Raw genomic sequence first — 14,302 nt, forward strand, 5'->3', positions numbered from 1 at the left:
TCCGTCCGCTGGGGAGCGTAACCACTGCGTAGGCCCCACAGGGAGCAAGATCATGGACTCGGACATATAGACGCCGGCCGACCACCGCAGCGACAACGGCAGTACACCCGCGCTCCATCTTCCGCGGCCGTGCGCTCACTTCGAACACCGTTGAATGGCATTGCCGCCGCGCTCCCTCGGCGCCCACTGTGGCGGTGGTCGAAAGCGAAACACCACACACAGGGGGAATTTCCCATGCGCCGTATTCCGGCCGTCATCACCACGTGCGCCGCGACGCTCGCCTTCCTCGTCCCGGCCGGCCTGGCCGCCGCCTCGCCTGCCTCGCCTGCCTCGCCCGCCGAGCAGTCGTACACCGTCGTGCCCTACGAGAACGTCAAGGTCCGCCAGTTGCCGACGAAGGACAGCGCCTACCTGGCCACTCTGACCGCCGGTCAGTCCTACACGGCGTACTGCTGGACCCACGGGCAGACCATCACGGACCACGGCTACACGAACGACATCTGGATCGGATTCGCCGACGGATTCAGCAGCGCCGTCTATTTCAAGGGCAACCAGTACGCGAATCTGCCGGCCTCCGCCCAGTGCTGAAGGCAGCGCAACTCACCGGAATTCACCGCGATCGTCCCTCCGTGCCAGGGAGTTCATCCATGAACATCCGACGCAAGGCCGCCGCCGTCCTCGCCGGAGCCGTGCTCGCGTGCGGCCTGCTGAGTGCGGGAGCCGCCTCGGCCGCGGCGCCGACCGGCCTCACGCGACAGGCTGCCTACGAGACGTACACCGTCGTGCCCATCGCCGACGCGCCCATCCGATCCGGCCCGGGCAACGGCCATCCTGCGATCGGCAGGCTGCGCGCCGGGTACAGCTACCCCGCCTTCTGCTGGCTCTCCGGCGAGACGGTCGTCGACCACGGTTCCACCAGCCACATCTGGATCTATCTCTCGGGCGGCCCCGGCATCGGCAACGGCTGGGTCAGTGCCCTGTATCTCCGCGGTGACGAGCGGGCCGATCTTCCGGCCTCGGCGCAGTGCTGACCCGCGCGGCGGCCGGTCCAATGTCTGTCGGACGGACCAGTCAGATGACTGAAGCTTCCTCGAGCCACCGCTTCGCACAATGGACGGGGTCCCGCCCGACCGCCTCACGAAGCGAAGGATCACCATGCACGTGGACGCCCATGACGACGAGATCTGGGCCGTACTCGAAGGTGAGATCACCTTCTTCGTCGGAGAGCAGCGCTACGACCTGGGCCCGGGCGACGTCGCTTTCGGCGCCCGCGGCGTCCCGCGCCGCCATGTCGTGCGCAGCCCGGAATCCCGTCTGCTCGTGACCTCGGTGCCGACCGGGGTCGCGGAATGGTTCACCCGCAACGGCACCCCGGTGGCCTTTGCCGGTGAACTGCCCCCGTCCCTCGGCCTCGACGCCGCTGCCGGCCTGGTGGGCGCCTACGACCTTCATGTCGTCGGCCCACCGGGCGAGGGCGAGTGACGCGGGCGCGCCGGGCCGAGGCAGGACGACCCGGCCGCCGCGGGGAGTCGAAGGTCAGCCCTGATGGGCCCGCAGCGCGGCGAGGGCCCGGTCCGCGTGGGCGCTCATCCGCAGTTCGCTGCGCACCACCTCCAGGATGGTGCGGTCCTGCGCGATGACGAAGGTGACCCGCTTCGTGGGTGCCAGGGAGAAGCCGCGCTTCACCCCGAACCGCTCGCGAACCGTGCCGTCGACATCGGACAGCAGCGGGTACCCGAGCGTGTGACGCCCGGCGAACTCCTGCTGCTTGTCGACCGCGTCACCACTGATGCCGACCGGCCGCCCGCCGGCGGCGGTGAACTCGGCTGCCAGATCACGGAAGTGGCATGCCTCGGTGGTGCAGCCGGGGGAGAGCGCGGCGGGGTAGAAGAACAGCACGACCGGTCCCTCGCCGAGCAGCTCGGTCAGCTTGCGCTCCGTACCGGTCTCGTCGGGCAGGGCGAAGTCCTCGACCTTGTCGCCCACATCCACACCACGCGTCATGACTGACCCTTCCCACCATTGGCAACGCTGCGTGCCCACAGTACAAGGGGCACCTGCAAGGGGAGTCGCGCGATCGCCGCGGCCTTCTGCGGAGCGGGACGCCGGCGCCAGTCCACGGCCATCTGGACGTTGGCGGGGAACACCCCGACGAAGAAGGCCGCGGTGGCCAGCGCGGCCACCCGCCGGGTACGGGGCACCGCCACCCCGGCGGCCAGCGCCAGTTCGGCGACACCGCTCGCGTACGTCCAGGTCCGGGGCGCCCCCGGCAGCGCCCGCGGAATGGTCGCGTCGAACTGCCGTGGCGACAGGAAGTGACCGACACCCGCGGTGGCCAGCAGGCCGGCGAGCAACAGGGCTGAGCGTTCCGACCGTGGCACGGTTCCTCCTCCAGGGGACTGCCGCGAGATATTACTGGAGGGTAAGTGTGGTGTGGGCGACGGGGCTCACGAAGGGGTGGGGGTCCCTCCCGCCTGCCCCGGGCCGATGTCAGCGCGCGGCGCGGACGCCGTCCAGCGCGACCGTGAGGACCCGGTCGCGCTGGGTGTCGTCGAGGAAGTTCGTCGAGGTGATCCCGGCGACCATGCGCAGCAGGTCGTCGAAGTCCATGTCCGCGCGCGCCTCGCCGGCCTTCTGTGCCCGCTCGAACAGCGGGCCGCCCGCCTGGTACATCGAGTCCCGGCAGGTCAGGAAGATCTCCGACTCGTTGTCGAGCGCCTCACGGATGGCCCGTTTGGTCACGGTGTAGTCCACGAACCGCCGCAGCCACGAGGTCAGCGCCTCCCAGGGCTCCCGCTCGGCGACTTCCAGGGCCACCTGACACAGGGCGTCCACCTCGTCCGCGTACACGCTCTCGAAGAGGTGGCGGCGGGTGGGGAAGTTCCGGTAAAGGGTGCCGATGCCCACGCCCGCGCGCCGGGCGATGTCCTCCAGGGACGCCTCCGCGCCGTGCTCCGCGAAGGCCTCGCGCGCGGCGCCCAGCAGAGCGTCGTAGTTGCGTGCGGCGTCTTTGCGGTGCGGGCGCCGGGACGCCACGATCCCGCTGACGGGGAACGGCTGAGCCGTCACTTGGTGCCTCCCGGCCGAGAAGAAGGTTGAAGCGGAGGTATGCCTCCGCTACAGTGGAGGCATACCTCCACTTTAGCAGTCGGGGGTGCGTTTCCCGTGGTGGCGTGCGCCCGCACGCACCGTCGACGCGCTTGTACCCCCTGTGACCTCGAACGGGCCGTACGCAGCCCGCCCCCGCTCCTTGAGTGGCCGTTCCGCTTGCTCTGTTTCGTTCCGTTCCGCTCCGTTCGGAGAGGCTTTTCATGCCCACGAAGTCCACCCGCCTCACCTTCGCGGTCCTCGCGACCGGTGCGGGCGTGTTCTCCATGCTCCAGTCGCTGATCGCACCGGCCCTGCCCACCGTCCAGCACGCCCTGAACACCTCGCAGGCCACCGTGACCTGGGTGATGACGGCCTACTTGCTGTCCGCCTCGGTCTTCACCCCGATCCTCGGCCGGGTCGGCGACCTGATCGGCAAGAAGCGCACCCTCGTCGCCGTCCTCGTGACCGTGACGCTCGGCTGTCTGCTCGCCGCGCTCGCGCCGAACATCGGCGTGCTGATCGTCGCCCGGGTCGTCCAGGGCATAGGCGGAGCGCTGTTCCCGCTCTCCTTCGGCATCATCCGGGACGAGTTCGCCGCGGCCGAGGTCGGCCCCAGCATCAGCAACCTGTCCGCCGTGATCGCCGCGGGCGGCGGCGTCGGACTGGTGGCGGCCGGTCCCATCGTGTCCGCGCTCGACTACCGCTGGCTGTTCTGGCTGCCCGTCGGCGTCGTCGCGGTCACCACACTGATCGCCCTGCGTTACGTCCCCGAATCCCCGAGCCGGGCCGAGGGACGCGTCAGCTGGCTCGGTGCCGTCCTGCTGTCGGGCTGGCTGGTCGCGCTGCTGCTCCCGCTCAGCCAGGCGGGCCAGTGGGGCTGGGGATCGGCCCGGGTGATCGGGCTGTTCGCCGCCGCCGTCCTGCTCTTCGCGCTGTGGCTGCTGGCCGAGGCGCGCTCCCGTACCCCGCTGATCGACCTGCGCGTCATGCGGCTGCCCGCGGTGTGGACCACCAACACCGCCGCGCTCCTGTTCGGTGCGGGCATGTACGCGATCTGGTCCTTCCTCCCCGGCTTCGTACAAACCCCGAGCTCCGCCGGATACGGCTTCGGCGCCAGTGTCACCGCGGCCGGACTGCTCATGCTGCCGATGCTGCTCGCCATGTTCTGCTCGGGTGTGCTCAGTGGTCGGCTGGAGCCCGTCCTCGGCGCGAAGAAGCTGCTCACGACCGGTGCCGCGTTCGGTGCGATCGCCTGCGGCTTCCTCGCCCTGTGGCACGACCAGCAGTGGCAAGTGGCCTTCGCCGCGGGCATCTTCGGCCTCGGTATCGGACTCGCCTTCGCCTCGATGGCCAACCTGATCGTCGGCAGCGTGCCGCCCGAGCAGACCGGCGCCGCGACCGGGATGAACGCGAACATCCGCACCATCGGCGGGTCCATCGGCGCGGCCGTGACCAGCGTTCTGGTGACCGGCCGGCTCCAGTCCTCGGGCCTTCCCTACGGCTCCGGATACACCCACGGATTCACCCTGCTCGCCCTGCTCTGCCTGGCCGCGGCGCTGGCCGCCCTCCTTGTGCCGGTCCAGCGGGCCGGCCGGCTCTCCGCCTCGGCCCGCGCGGACGCCGACTCCGCGCTTACGGAACCGGAGGCCGCCGTCGCTCCCGGCGCGCGGAGCTGACCCGGACCACGCCCGGCGGGACCATGCTCGGCGTGATCGCGTTGATGTGTGAAGATGCTTGTCGGACAGGGTCATGGCTCCGAACGGGCGGCGCGTTCACCCGACTCGGTGAGCGGTACCACGGGCGCGTACCACCGGCGCAGGCACCGCCGTTGCTCCGACATGGACAGCACTCACACGGCCCGGCGGCGCCGTCCGGAGCAGGGCTTCGCGGGCCGGCGCTACGCCGAGCTGACGGACGGGCGTCTGGGCCACCCGCCGATCTACGCCCAACTGGTTGAGGAGTGGCGGGCCAAGGGCCGGGTGGTTCCGGAGCACCGCGAGGTGGTCGCGGTGCTGTGGGCCTCCTTCGCCGCCGCCGGCCCCTTCGAGAGCGCGGCCTGGTCGGTCGACTCCTGGGCGGAGAGGCGGGACGAGAAGACCGCCGGACCGGTACCGGCCGAACCCGAGACCGCGTCCGCCGGCTCCGTACCCGCCGTCCCCGTACCCCGTGGCCTGCTGGGCTGGTGAACCCCTCCGCGTGCTGCCGCGGAACGACGGTCACCCTCCAGGCGGGGGTACCAGGACGGCGAGCGTCCCGTTGGCCCGCTGCAACGCCAGTTCCAGGGGGACCGCGGCATGCAGGTCTCCGGTCCCGTCGGGCGGAATGAGCCATTCCAGGAACCTCGCGGCGCGGTACGGCGGTGGTACGGCGACCCATGAGCCCTTGCCCGCGTGCCGGAGGCCGGAGCCGACCCAGCGGCTGGCCGGGTCCGGCGGCAGGAAGAAGCCCACTCTCCGGGACGCGGTGTCCACCAGGGTGGGGCCGGGGGCGCGCAGCGGGTCGTTCCACAGGATGTCCAGGGCGAGCAGCCCGAGTTGCTCGGGAACGCTGAGCACGTCCCAGAACCGCCCGGCCTCCATGAGCACGGTCCCCGACCCCTGATCCCACTCCCGCTTGCAGGCCCGGGGGTCCGAGGCGGCCGCCGCGAGCCACTCGACACCTTGCATCCACATCACATCCGGCATGACCAACTCCAGGGCATTCGCAGGCCGTCTGACCAGGCGTGGAGCGGCGCACTCGGATGCGCGACCCGCACCTGGGCGCCGACCCGGCGTGTTCATGCTGGTAGATATTTCTAAGTGACGGAAGGGGTGGCGCGGTCTGGCGTTTTCGCCGAAACGTTCTTCTGGGGCAGTCCGTTGCCCGGGTGCCGTCAGGTCCGTGACGTGTCCGTCAACTTCGTGAGGCGAGGATGCCGAGCGCGTTGGCCGCGACGACGGCGCCGATGCCCGTCCACTCCGTCCAGTCCAGGCCCTGACCGAGGACGATCCACCCGACCAGACCGGCCAGGACGGGATTGACGCTCATGAAGAGGCCGAAGGCCGGGGCCGGGACGCGGCGCAGGGTGAACAGGTCCGCGAGGCAGGGCACCGCGGAGGACAGCACACCGGCGGCCACGGCGCAGCCGACCGCCGTCGGCGTCGGAGGGTGCCGGACGACGACGGCGACGCCGACCGGCAGGAACAGCACGGCGGAGAGCCCGGCGGCGGCAGCGGACCCCGCCGCGCCGGGGATACGGCGGCCGACGGTGCGGTTGAGCAGGATGTACGACGCCCAGCAGCCGGCGGCCAGCAGTCCCAGGCCCATTCCGAGGAAGTCGGCGGAGGGGCGCGGACGCATCAGCGTGACGACACCCGCCGCGGCGATCACCGCACAGCACGCGTCCACGCGGCGGCGGGAGGCGGCCAGCGCGATGCTGAGGGGGCCGAGGAACTCGAGGGTCACCGCCAGCCCCAGTCCGATGCGGTCGATCGCCGTATAAAGGGACAGGTTCATGGTCCCGAACACCAGCGCCAGCAGCACGACCGGCCACCACTGCCTCCAGGTGAACGTCCGCAGCCGGGGGCGGCCCACCGCCAGCAGGACGACCGCGGCGACGTACTGACGCACCGCGACCACGCCGACGGGGCCGAGGACGGGGAAGGCCAGGGAGCCGATGGCGGCACCGGTCTGATTGGACAGGCCGCTGCCGACCATGGTGACCACGCCGGACAGGCGCGTGCCGCCCGGCTTCGGGGAGGTGCTCGCCGGGGGAGTGCGACGCGCGGGTTCTGCCCGGCGTGCGGAGGCTGCGTGCATGTCTCGATGCTGGGAGGCCGGGGCTCTTGCGCAAAATGCATCAGCCGGTCCATCTATACGCTTGAGTCATGGATCCTTCAGCCGAGGACGCTTCCGGCAAGGGCGCTTCCGTCGGGGACGCTTCTGCCGAGGACGCATCCGTCGTGGGTGCCTCCGTCATGAATGTGGAGCTGCGGCAGTTGCGCTGTCTCGTCGCGATCGTCGACGAGGGCACCTTCACCGACGCCGCCATCGCGCTCGGGGTCTCCCAGGCCGCCGTGTCCCGCACCTTGGCCTCGCTCGAGCGCGCCCTCGGGGTGCGGCTGCTGCGGCGCACCTCCCGCGAGGTCACTCCGACGGTGACGGGACTGCGTGTGCTGGCGCATGCCCGGCGGGTACTCGGCGAGGTGGCCGACCTGGTCCAGGAAGCCACGTCGGGGCGCGTCTCGCTGCGGATCGGGTACGCCTGGTCCGCGCTCGGCCGTCACACCCTGGCCTTTCAGCGCGACTGGGCGCGGGCGCACCCCGAGACGGAGCTGCGGCTCGTCCGTGTCAACTCCGCGACGGCCGGTCTTGCCGAAGGGGCCTGCGACGCGGCCGTGGTGCGCAGACCTCTGGACGACCGGCGGTTCGACTCCGCGATCGTGGGGCTGGAACGGCGGCTGTGCGCCCTGGCCGCCGACGATCCGCTGGCCGGGCGCCGCTCGGTGCGACTCGCCGACCTCGGCGGGCGCGTTCTGCTGATCGACCGCAGGACCGGCACCACCACGACGGAGCTGTTCCCGCCCGACTCCCGCCCGGTGACCAGGGAGACCCACGATGTCGACGAGTGGCTCACCGCGATCTCCACGGGCCGGTGTGTGGGTATGACGGCCGAGTCCACCGCACACCAGTACCCGCGCCCCGGCGTCGTCTACCGGCCGGTGCGCGACGCCGAGCCCATCGCGGTGCGGCTCGCCTGGTGGCGGGACGACCCGCACCCAGCCGCCCCCGCCGCCATCGAACTTTTGACGGGCCTTTATCGCCGAGCCGCGTAGTCGACGTCGCCGCGCATCGGGTGCGCCGTGCTGCCCGCCGGTGTCACGCCGAGTCGCGCGCGATGATCCGCCCGGGCTCGGGCTGAGACCGGCGAGACCGAGACCGAGGCCGAGCGCGGTGCGGTCGGCGAGTCGGCCCTGGGCTTCGGCATCGATGTGGACGGTGGTGAGCGCGGGCGCGGGCGTGACGAGGGCGCCGTATTCGGTGTCGTCGAAACCGATCACGGCCAGGTCGTCGGGTGCGGCAAGTCCCAGGTCGTGCGGGGCCGTCAGGGTGCGAAGGGCGATGTCGTCGGCGAAGGCCGCGACCGCCGTCACGGTCCCGTGCGCGGCGAGGAAGGCCTTGACGGCGCCGGTACCGGCCGTCCTCGGACGGGGCACGACGAAGGAGGCCGGAGGGGCGAGCCCCAGCGTGGTCACGGTCTGCCGGGCGAGGCGCAGCCGCACTTCCACCAGCGGGGAGTCGTGGTCAGGCAATGCCATCGCGATTGAGTACGAAGCTCACGGTCGCCCGCGAGACTCCACCGGCCGCGGCGACGTCGCTCAGCGTCACGCGCCGCGCACCAGCCGTCAGCACGCTCCCGATCGGTTCTGTCGCGACGGTACCGGGACCATGGACGACCGCCGGTGCAGGTCGCACGGCCGCACGCCGAACGGTCCCGGGTCGCTGGCGCGACGCGGGACCGTTCGGAGAAGACCAGCCGTCTTCGGCGAGATGACAGGCTGTCAATCTTCAGATGTCAGTTGCGACTACTGGGGTCAGTGTCCGCCACCGCCACCGCCGCCGTGTCCGCCACCGCCACCGCCGCCGTGGTCTCCGCCACCGCCGCCGCCGTGGTCTCCACCGCCACCGCCGTGGTCTCCACCGCCGCCGTGGTCTCCACCGCCACCGCCGTGGTCTCCACCACCGCCGTGGTCTCCACCACCGCCGTGGTCTCCGCCACCGCCGCCGTAGCCGCCGTCGTCTCCGTGGTCTCCGTGGCCTCCGTCGTCGTTCCAGTTGCTGCTGTAGGAGTAGTCGGAGGAGTGATCCGAGTGGGAACTGGCCGCGCTGGCGATGCCGGCCGTGCCGAACGCCAGGGCCAGAGCGGCGAACAGGCTGGCGACCAGCCGGAACGTCCTAGAAGTGATGATCCGCATGGTGCTTTCCCTTCCCGGGAGCGTAGACAGGTGCCGGCTCTGCACGGCCGCGGTGACGTCGGCACCATGGAGGCACTGAGACGTTCGCGAGAAGGGTCCGGTACATCGGCGTTGAGAGTGACGGGAGTTGCCGTCGCCGACTCGCGCGCTGATCGCGCGGCATCGGGCCCACCCAGGCCGCTGAAGTGCAGCGAACCTCGCGGCGGGGCGCCCGTCCGTCTGTTAGCCGACGACGGGGTTGTCGTCGGTCGGGATGTAGTCGGTCGGGATGTTGAGATTGTTTGTCTCTCGCCAGGCAAAACGTATGTTTTCTGTTCAACCCATATCCAACCTACGCATATCGGGACAATGAAGTCAAGCGCAGCAGGTGGGCGCCTGAGGTACGGGAAGTGAGCCGTGGCACCGTGGGCAACTCCCTTTACTTTCTCTTGGCGTTGAGCGACTGACGCCCGCCCAGATCGGGGCTGGTCAGGGCGGTACCGGCCGTCACCCCGGGCCCGAACGGCACGTGACGCGCGCCCGGTCCGACCCGCCCAAGGAAACGGATCCGGCGTCGAGTTGGCACTCCCTGTGGCGGACCCTCGACGGTCGTGCCCTCGGACCGTCGACACCCCTGGTGTCCGCTGAGTGAACTGCGCCCTTGCCCGGTCCGGGAGATGGGGCGGTGACGTCCCCCTGTCGAGCGGCCGTGGGACGCTTGGGGCCGGTCAGCGCCCTGTGGTGGCGGGTGACCGCACCGCCGACGGAGCATGGCGGCAACATAGGGAACAAAATTGTTGACAATCTTGTCGGGCTGGATTTAGGTTCGACAGGCACCCACTCAGGGAGGGCGCGATGCCGAAGGAAGCCCGTCCAGGCACCGGCGAGCAGGCCAAGCAGCACGCACTGGCGCACCTGCGGCAGGCGATCCTGCACGGCGACATGGCACCGGCCCAGCGGCTGGTGGAGAACGAACTCGCCGAGCAGTTCGGTGTCACGCGGGCCAGCGTCCGGGCGGCGCTGATCGAGCTGGAGTCGGAGGGACTGGTCGAGCGGATCCGCAACCGCGGCTCGCGGGTGCGGGTGGTGACCGTCGAGGAAGCGGTGGCCATCACCGAGTGCCGCATGGTCCTGGAGGGCCTCTGCGCCGCCAAGGCGGCCGTCGAGGCGAGCGAGGACCAGCTGGACCAGCTGACCGAGCTGGGCACCGCGATGTCCAAGGCAGTGGCGGGCGGCGAGCCGCTGGTCTACTCCCAGCTCAACCACGAACTGCACGACCGGATCAGGGAGTTCTCCGGCCAGCAGGTCGCCGTGGGGCTGCTGGAGCGGCTCAACGGGCAGCTGGTGCGCCACCGTTTCCAGCTCGCGCTGAGACCGGGGCGTCCTCAGCAGTCCCTGAGTGAGCACCTGGCCATGATCGAGACGATCAGGGCCCGGGACCCGCAGGCGGCCGAAGCGGCCGTCCGCACCCACCTCGCGGGAGTCATCGACGCGCTGCGCCAATGACGTCGCGGCGGTGGGGCATCCGGCCTGTCCACCAAGGAGATGTGAGCAATGACGCACGGCAAGGCGCCCACCACCCCACGATCGACACTTGTCATCACCGCGCATGCCGGGGACTTCGTCTGGCGGGCCGGGGGAGCCATCGCCCTGGCCGCCTCCCGTGGAGAGAAGGTGACCATCGCGTGCCTCACCTACGGGGAGCGCGGTGAGTCCGCCAAAGCCTGGCGCGAGGGCAAGCCGCTGGAGGAGATCAAGGAGATCCGCCGTGCCGAGGCCGAGGCGGCGGCCTCGGCCCTGGGCGCCCGGGTGCGCTTCCTCGACGCCGGCGACTACCCCCTGTTCGCCACTCAGGAACTGACCGACCAGCTCGTGCGGATCTACCGCGACACCCAGCCCGACGTGGTCCTGACCCACCCCCTGGACGACCCCTACAACGGCGACCATCCGGCGGCCGCCCGCATGGCCCTGGACGCCCGCGTGCTCGCCCAGGCCATCGGCTACCCCTCCGAGGGCGAGATCATCGGAGCCCCGCCGGTGTTCTTCTTCGAGCCGCACCAGCCGGAGATGTGCGGCTTCCGGCCCGAGGTCCTCCTCGACATCACCCCGGTCTGGGAGACCAAGCGCAAGGCCATGGAGTGCCTCGCCGCCCAGCAGCACCTGTGGGATTACTACACCGACCTGGGCAAGCGGCGCGGCGTACAGCTCAAGCGCAACGCGGGCCCCAACCTCGGCCTGCCCCACGCCACCTACGGCGAGGCCTACATGCGTCCCTACCCGCAGGTCACGGAGGAGCTGGCATGAGCGGCCTGATCGTCACCAACCCGCCGCGCGCCCACGCCGAGGACGTCGAGACACTCGGCGGCTACGGCGTAGCCACCGTCCACGAGGGCATGGGCCGCACCGGCAGCCTAGGCCCCGGGTTCCGGCCCATCCAGCAGGACGTGCGCATCGCGGGCACCGCGGTCACCGCCCTGTGCTGGCCCGGCGACAACCTCATGATCCACGCGGCCGTCGAGCAGTGCCGCGAGGGCGACATCCTCGTCGTCACCACCACCTCGCCCTCCACCGACGGCATGTTCGGCGACCTCTTCGCCACCGCGCTCCGGTACCGCGGGGTGCGCGGCCTGATCATCGACGCCGGGGTGCGCGACACCTCCGACCTGCGTGCCATGGGCTTCCCCGTCTGGTCGAGTGCCGTCTGCGCCCAGGGCACGGTCAAGGCCACGGCCGGCTCGGTGAACGTACCCGTAGTGCTCGGCGGACAGGTCGTCCGCCCCGGCGACGTCGTCGTCGCCGACGACGACGGCGTGGTGTGCGTACCCCGCGAGCAGGCCAGTACGGCCGTCAAGGTGGCCAAGGCGCGCACCGCCAAGGAGGACGCCTCCCGGGCCGCCTTCGCCGAGGGCCAATTGGGCTTGGACCGCTACGGCCTGCGCGAGACCCTCGAACGGCTCGGGGTGCGGTACCAGGCCTACGACGAGTATGCGCGGAACGGTTCCGTGTCATGAGCACCGGCGAGGAGCTGCGCTGCATGCTGATGCGCGGGGGGACCTCGAAGGGCGCCTACTTCCTGGCCGCGGACCTGCCGGCCGACGCCGGGGCGCGCGACGCCCTGTTGCTGCGGGTCATGGGCGGCCCGGACCCCCGGCAGATCGACGGACTCGGCGGAGCGCACCCGCTCACCAGCAAGGTCGCGGTGGTCTCCCGCTCCCAGAGCCCCGACGCGGAGGTCGACTACCTCTTCCTCCAGGTGGGGGTGGACCGTGCCGAGGTCTCCGACCGGCAGAACTGCGGCAACCTCCTGGCGGGGGTCGGCCCGTTCGCCGTCGAACGCGGCCTGGTCGCCGCCCGGGACGGGCACACCTCGGTACGGATCCGGATGGTCAACAGCGGTGACCGTGCCACCGCCACCTTCCCCACGCCGGACCGGCGCGTCTCCTACGCGGGGCCGGCCGAGATCTCGGGCGTGCCGGGCACCGCCGCACCCGTGGTGATCGAGTTCGAGCGGGGCAGCAACCCCCTGCTGCCCACCGGGCACGCCCGGGACATCGTCGCGGACACGCCGGTGACCTGCGTGGACAACGGCATGCCGACCGTGCTGATCGCCGCCTCCTCCTTGCAGGTCACCGGCTACGAAAGGCCGCGGGACCTGGAGGAGGACCTGACCCTGCACGACCGGCTCCAGCGGATCCGCCTGGAGGCGGGCCTGCTGATGGGCCTGGGCGACGTCAGCGAGACGACCGTGCCCAAGCTCAGCCTGCTGGCACCGCCCACGAACGGCGGCGCGGTCATGACCCGCACCTTCATCCCGGTCCGCTGCCACACCGCCATCGGCGTCCTGGGAGCCGCCAGTGTCGCCGCCGGGCTGCGCGTCCACGGCGGCGTCGGCCAGGACGTCGCCCGTCTGCCCGAGAACGGCGGACGGCTGCGCATCGAGCATCCCACCGGATTCCTCGACATCGAGAGCGAGATCGACGACGGCACCTCGGGGGCCGCCCCCGTGGCCCGCCGTACCGCCGTCGTCCGCACCGCACGCAAGATCTTCGACGGTACGGTCTTCCCCCGGCCGGCCGGAGCCGCACTCCACCCTTAAGGAGGCCTGTATGGCCCCGCCCCTCGGCGACATCGCCCACCTCGGGCACGTCGAACTGCTCACCCCGGACCTCGACGGAAGTCTGCGGTTCTTCACCGACTACCTCGGCCTGACGGTCAACGGCCGCAGCGGTGACTCGGTCTATCTGCGGACCTGGGACGACTACGAGCACCACAGCCTCGTCCTCACCGCGCACAAGACCTCAGGCCTGCGCCGCACGGCCCTGCGCGCCTCCAGCGAGGAGGCCCTGCAGCGAAGGGTCAAGGAACTGGAGGCCGCCGGTCACCAGGGCCGCTGGACCGAGGACGAGCCGGGCCTCGGCCCGCTGTACGTCACCGCCGACCCCGACGGCCACGAACTGGCCCTGTACTGGGAGTCCGAGTGGTATCAGGCCCCGGACGAGCTGAAGCCGGGGCTGAAGAACCAGCCCCAGGCCAAGCCCGGTCACGGTGTGGGCGTACGCCGCCTGGACCACGTGAACTACCTGGCCGCCGACGTCGCCGCCAACGCCGACTTCCACCAGCACCTCCTGGGCGCCCGGCCGACCGAGCAGATCCAGCTCGACGGCGGCCGGATCGCCGCGAAGTGGCTGACGTTCACGAACAAGTCGTACGACGTCGTCTACACCGAGGACTGGACGGGCTCGCGCGGGCGGCTGCACCACATCGCGTTCGCGACCGACACCCGCGAGGACATCCTGCGCGCCGCCGATCTCGCCCTCGACACCGGCGTGTTCATCGAGACCGGCCCGCACAAGCACGCCATCCAGCAGACGTTCTTCCTCTACGTCTACGAGCCGGGCGGCAACCGCATCGAGCTGTGCAACCCGCTCACCCGTCTCGTACTGGCCCCCGACTGGCCCCTGATCACGTGGACCCAGGCCGAGCGGGCCAAGGGACAGGCGTGGGGTCTGAAGACCATCGATTCCTTCCACACTCATGGCACACCGCCGCTGGACCCGGCCGCGGACCACTGAGAACAAGCCGGCGAAACAGGCAGGGCGGCACACGGCTGTGTGCCGCCCATGGCCGTTTCACCTGCTGTTTTACTCCTGCCGTAACCTCTCCGAACACCTGGCTGGATTGTTCCTGAGATTGTTGACAAAAGCGTTGACACTTGGGGAACCGGAACCTTAGCGTCGTGCGCACCATCGGGTCAGCCGCTCGAGCCGCACCGACCCGCC

At 70.8% G+C, this 14,302-nt stretch carries 17 protein-coding genes and 1 pseudogene; 11 read left to right on the forward strand and 7 right to left on the reverse strand.

Annotation, left to right across the window (positions count from 1 at the left end; genetic code table 11):
- Positions 1-234: 234 nt before the first annotated feature.
- The 3 genes from ACFVWD_RS09965 to ACFVWD_RS09975 all read left to right on the forward strand — a co-directional run bounded on the left by ACFVWD_RS09965 (position 235) and on the right by ACFVWD_RS09975 (position 1,482).
- Positions 235-588 carry an SH3 domain-containing protein gene (locus tag ACFVWD_RS09965; protein ID WP_389594838.1) on the forward strand — a complete coding sequence of 118 codons (354 nt, stop codon included), beginning with the start codon at positions 235-237 and terminating at the stop codon, positions 586-588.
- Between the two features lie 59 nt (positions 589-647).
- Complete coding sequence (locus ACFVWD_RS09970) at positions 648-1,031, forward strand: SH3 domain-containing protein (RefSeq protein WP_389594840.1); 384 nt, start codon at positions 648-650, stop codon at positions 1,029-1,031.
- Between the two features lie 130 nt (positions 1,032-1,161).
- On the forward strand, positions 1,162-1,482 hold the full coding sequence (locus tag ACFVWD_RS09975) for a cupin domain-containing protein (protein ID WP_389594842.1): 321 nt from the start codon (positions 1,162-1,164) through the stop codon (positions 1,480-1,482).
- Positions 1,483-1,536: 54 nt separating this feature from the next.
- On the opposite strand, the gene ACFVWD_RS09980 is transcribed toward ACFVWD_RS09975, so the two are convergent.
- The 3 genes from ACFVWD_RS09980 to ACFVWD_RS09990 form a co-directional block, all read right to left on the reverse strand.
- The gene (locus ACFVWD_RS09980) at positions 1,537-2,004 is read right to left on the reverse strand and encodes a peroxiredoxin (protein WP_389594844.1); all 468 of its coding nucleotides are present in this window, start codon (positions 2,002-2,004) and stop codon (positions 1,537-1,539) included.
- Positions 2,001-2,381 (reverse strand): MauE/DoxX family redox-associated membrane protein, encoded by a 381-nt coding sequence (locus ACFVWD_RS09985; protein ID WP_389594846.1) that lies wholly within the window; start codon positions 2,379-2,381, stop codon positions 2,001-2,003. The genes ACFVWD_RS09980 and ACFVWD_RS09985 overlap by 4 nt, the downstream gene beginning before the upstream one ends.
- A 109-nt stretch (positions 2,382-2,490) precedes the next feature.
- On the reverse strand, positions 2,491-3,069 hold the full coding sequence (locus ACFVWD_RS09990; RefSeq protein ID WP_385376082.1) for a TetR/AcrR family transcriptional regulator: 579 nt from the start codon (positions 3,067-3,069) through the stop codon (positions 2,491-2,493).
- Positions 3,070-3,311: 242 nt separating this feature from the next.
- Here ACFVWD_RS09990 and ACFVWD_RS09995 point away from each other — a divergent pair, with 242 nt between their 5' ends.
- Complete coding sequence (locus ACFVWD_RS09995; protein ID WP_389594849.1) at positions 3,312-4,766, forward strand: MFS transporter; 1,455 nt, start codon at positions 3,312-3,314, stop codon at positions 4,764-4,766.
- Positions 4,767-4,928: 162 nt separating this feature from the next.
- Positions 4,929-5,276 carry a hypothetical protein gene (locus tag ACFVWD_RS10000; RefSeq protein WP_389594851.1) on the forward strand — a complete coding sequence of 116 codons (348 nt, stop codon included), beginning with the start codon at positions 4,929-4,931 and terminating at the stop codon, positions 5,274-5,276.
- A gap of 30 nt (positions 5,277-5,306) precedes the next feature.
- On the opposite strand, the gene ACFVWD_RS10005 is transcribed toward ACFVWD_RS10000, so the two are convergent.
- Together ACFVWD_RS10005 and ACFVWD_RS10010 are read right to left on the reverse strand one after the other, a co-directional pair.
- Positions 5,307-5,774 (reverse strand): hypothetical protein, encoded by a 468-nt coding sequence (locus ACFVWD_RS10005; RefSeq protein WP_389594853.1) that lies wholly within the window; start codon positions 5,772-5,774, stop codon positions 5,307-5,309.
- A gap of 208 nt (positions 5,775-5,982) precedes the next feature.
- Positions 5,983-6,888 carry a DMT family transporter gene (locus ACFVWD_RS10010; RefSeq protein ID WP_389594855.1) on the reverse strand — a complete coding sequence of 302 codons (906 nt, stop codon included), beginning with the start codon at positions 6,886-6,888 and terminating at the stop codon, positions 5,983-5,985.
- A gap of 158 nt (positions 6,889-7,046) precedes the next feature.
- Between ACFVWD_RS10010 and ACFVWD_RS10015 the strand changes: the two genes are divergently transcribed.
- Entirely contained in the window at positions 7,047-7,904 is an 858-nt protein-coding gene (locus tag ACFVWD_RS10015; protein ID WP_168516873.1) for a LysR family transcriptional regulator, read from the forward strand.
- A 174-nt stretch (positions 7,905-8,078) separates the two neighbouring features.
- Here ACFVWD_RS10015 and ACFVWD_RS10020 read toward each other — a convergent pair.
- Both ACFVWD_RS10020 and ACFVWD_RS10025 read right to left on the reverse strand, forming a co-directional pair.
- Positions 8,079-8,387 (reverse strand): annotated as a pseudogene (locus tag ACFVWD_RS10020) (substrate-binding domain-containing protein); the annotation flags it as partial.
- Between the two features lie 257 nt (positions 8,388-8,644).
- Positions 8,645-8,848 carry a hypothetical protein gene (locus ACFVWD_RS10025; RefSeq protein WP_389594857.1) on the reverse strand — a complete coding sequence of 68 codons (204 nt, stop codon included), beginning with the start codon at positions 8,846-8,848 and terminating at the stop codon, positions 8,645-8,647.
- A 1,030-nt stretch (positions 8,849-9,878) separates the two neighbouring features.
- Here ACFVWD_RS10025 and ACFVWD_RS10030 point away from each other — a divergent pair.
- From ACFVWD_RS10030 to ACFVWD_RS10050, 5 genes are read left to right on the forward strand one after another with little or no spacing between them, the layout of a single operon-like run.
- Positions 9,879-10,529 (forward strand): GntR family transcriptional regulator, encoded by a 651-nt coding sequence (locus ACFVWD_RS10030; RefSeq protein ID WP_389594859.1) that lies wholly within the window; start codon positions 9,879-9,881, stop codon positions 10,527-10,529.
- Positions 10,530-10,577: 48 nt separating this feature from the next.
- On the forward strand, positions 10,578-11,327 hold the full coding sequence (locus ACFVWD_RS10035; protein ID WP_389594861.1) for a PIG-L deacetylase family protein: 750 nt from the start codon (positions 10,578-10,580) through the stop codon (positions 11,325-11,327).
- Complete coding sequence (locus tag ACFVWD_RS10040) at positions 11,324-12,034, forward strand: 4-carboxy-4-hydroxy-2-oxoadipate aldolase/oxaloacetate decarboxylase (protein ID WP_389594863.1); 711 nt, start codon at positions 11,324-11,326, stop codon at positions 12,032-12,034. The genes ACFVWD_RS10035 and ACFVWD_RS10040 overlap by 4 nt, the downstream gene beginning before the upstream one ends.
- A complete protein-coding gene (locus ACFVWD_RS10045; protein WP_389594865.1) occupies positions 12,031-13,119 on the forward strand; it encodes a 4-oxalomesaconate tautomerase in 1,089 nt (362 codons plus the stop codon). Before ACFVWD_RS10040 ends, ACFVWD_RS10045 begins: the two co-directional genes overlap by 4 nt.
- Before the next feature lie 10 nt (positions 13,120-13,129).
- The gene (locus tag ACFVWD_RS10050; RefSeq protein WP_389594867.1) at positions 13,130-14,095 is read left to right on the forward strand and encodes a catechol 2,3-dioxygenase; all 966 of its coding nucleotides are present in this window, start codon (positions 13,130-13,132) and stop codon (positions 14,093-14,095) included.
- Positions 14,096-14,302 lie beyond the last annotated feature (207 nt).

It is taken from the genome of Streptomyces sp. NPDC058086 (assembly GCF_042885015.1).
Taxonomy (GTDB): Bacteria; Actinomycetota; Actinomycetes; order Streptomycetales; family Streptomycetaceae; genus Streptomyces.

What these genes read in the sequence shown, in the direction of transcription:
- ACFVWD_RS09965 (WP_389594838.1), top strand. Translation starts at nt 235, where the DNA reads ATGCGCCGTATTCCGGCCGTCATCACCACGTGCGCCGCGACGCTCGCC.
- ACFVWD_RS09970 (WP_389594840.1), top strand. Translation starts at nt 648, where the DNA reads ATGAACATCCGACGCAAGGCCGCCGCCGTCCTCGCCGGAGCCGTGCTC.
- ACFVWD_RS09980 (WP_389594844.1), bottom strand. Translation starts at nt 2,004, where the DNA reads ATGACGCGTGGTGTGGATGTGGGCGACAAGGTCGAGGACTTCGCCCTG.
- ACFVWD_RS09995 (WP_389594849.1), top strand. Translation starts at nt 3,312, where the DNA reads ATGCCCACGAAGTCCACCCGCCTCACCTTCGCGGTCCTCGCGACCGGT.
- ACFVWD_RS10000 (WP_389594851.1), top strand. Translation starts at nt 4,929, where the DNA reads ATGGACAGCACTCACACGGCCCGGCGGCGCCGTCCGGAGCAGGGCTTC.
- ACFVWD_RS10005 (WP_389594853.1), bottom strand. Translation starts at nt 5,774, where the DNA reads ATGCCGGATGTGATGTGGATGCAAGGTGTCGAGTGGCTCGCGGCGGCC.
- ACFVWD_RS10010 (WP_389594855.1), bottom strand. Translation starts at nt 6,888, where the DNA reads ATGCACGCAGCCTCCGCACGCCGGGCAGAACCCGCGCGTCGCACTCCC.
- ACFVWD_RS10015 (WP_168516873.1), top strand. Translation starts at nt 7,047, where the DNA reads ATGAATGTGGAGCTGCGGCAGTTGCGCTGTCTCGTCGCGATCGTCGAC.
- ACFVWD_RS10030 (WP_389594859.1), top strand. Translation starts at nt 9,879, where the DNA reads ATGCCGAAGGAAGCCCGTCCAGGCACCGGCGAGCAGGCCAAGCAGCAC.
- ACFVWD_RS10035 (WP_389594861.1), top strand. Translation starts at nt 10,578, where the DNA reads ATGACGCACGGCAAGGCGCCCACCACCCCACGATCGACACTTGTCATC.
- ACFVWD_RS10040 (WP_389594863.1), top strand. Translation starts at nt 11,324, where the DNA reads ATGAGCGGCCTGATCGTCACCAACCCGCCGCGCGCCCACGCCGAGGAC.
- ACFVWD_RS10045 (WP_389594865.1), top strand. Translation starts at nt 12,031, where the DNA reads ATGAGCACCGGCGAGGAGCTGCGCTGCATGCTGATGCGCGGGGGGACC.
- ACFVWD_RS10050 (WP_389594867.1), top strand. Translation starts at nt 13,130, where the DNA reads ATGGCCCCGCCCCTCGGCGACATCGCCCACCTCGGGCACGTCGAACTG.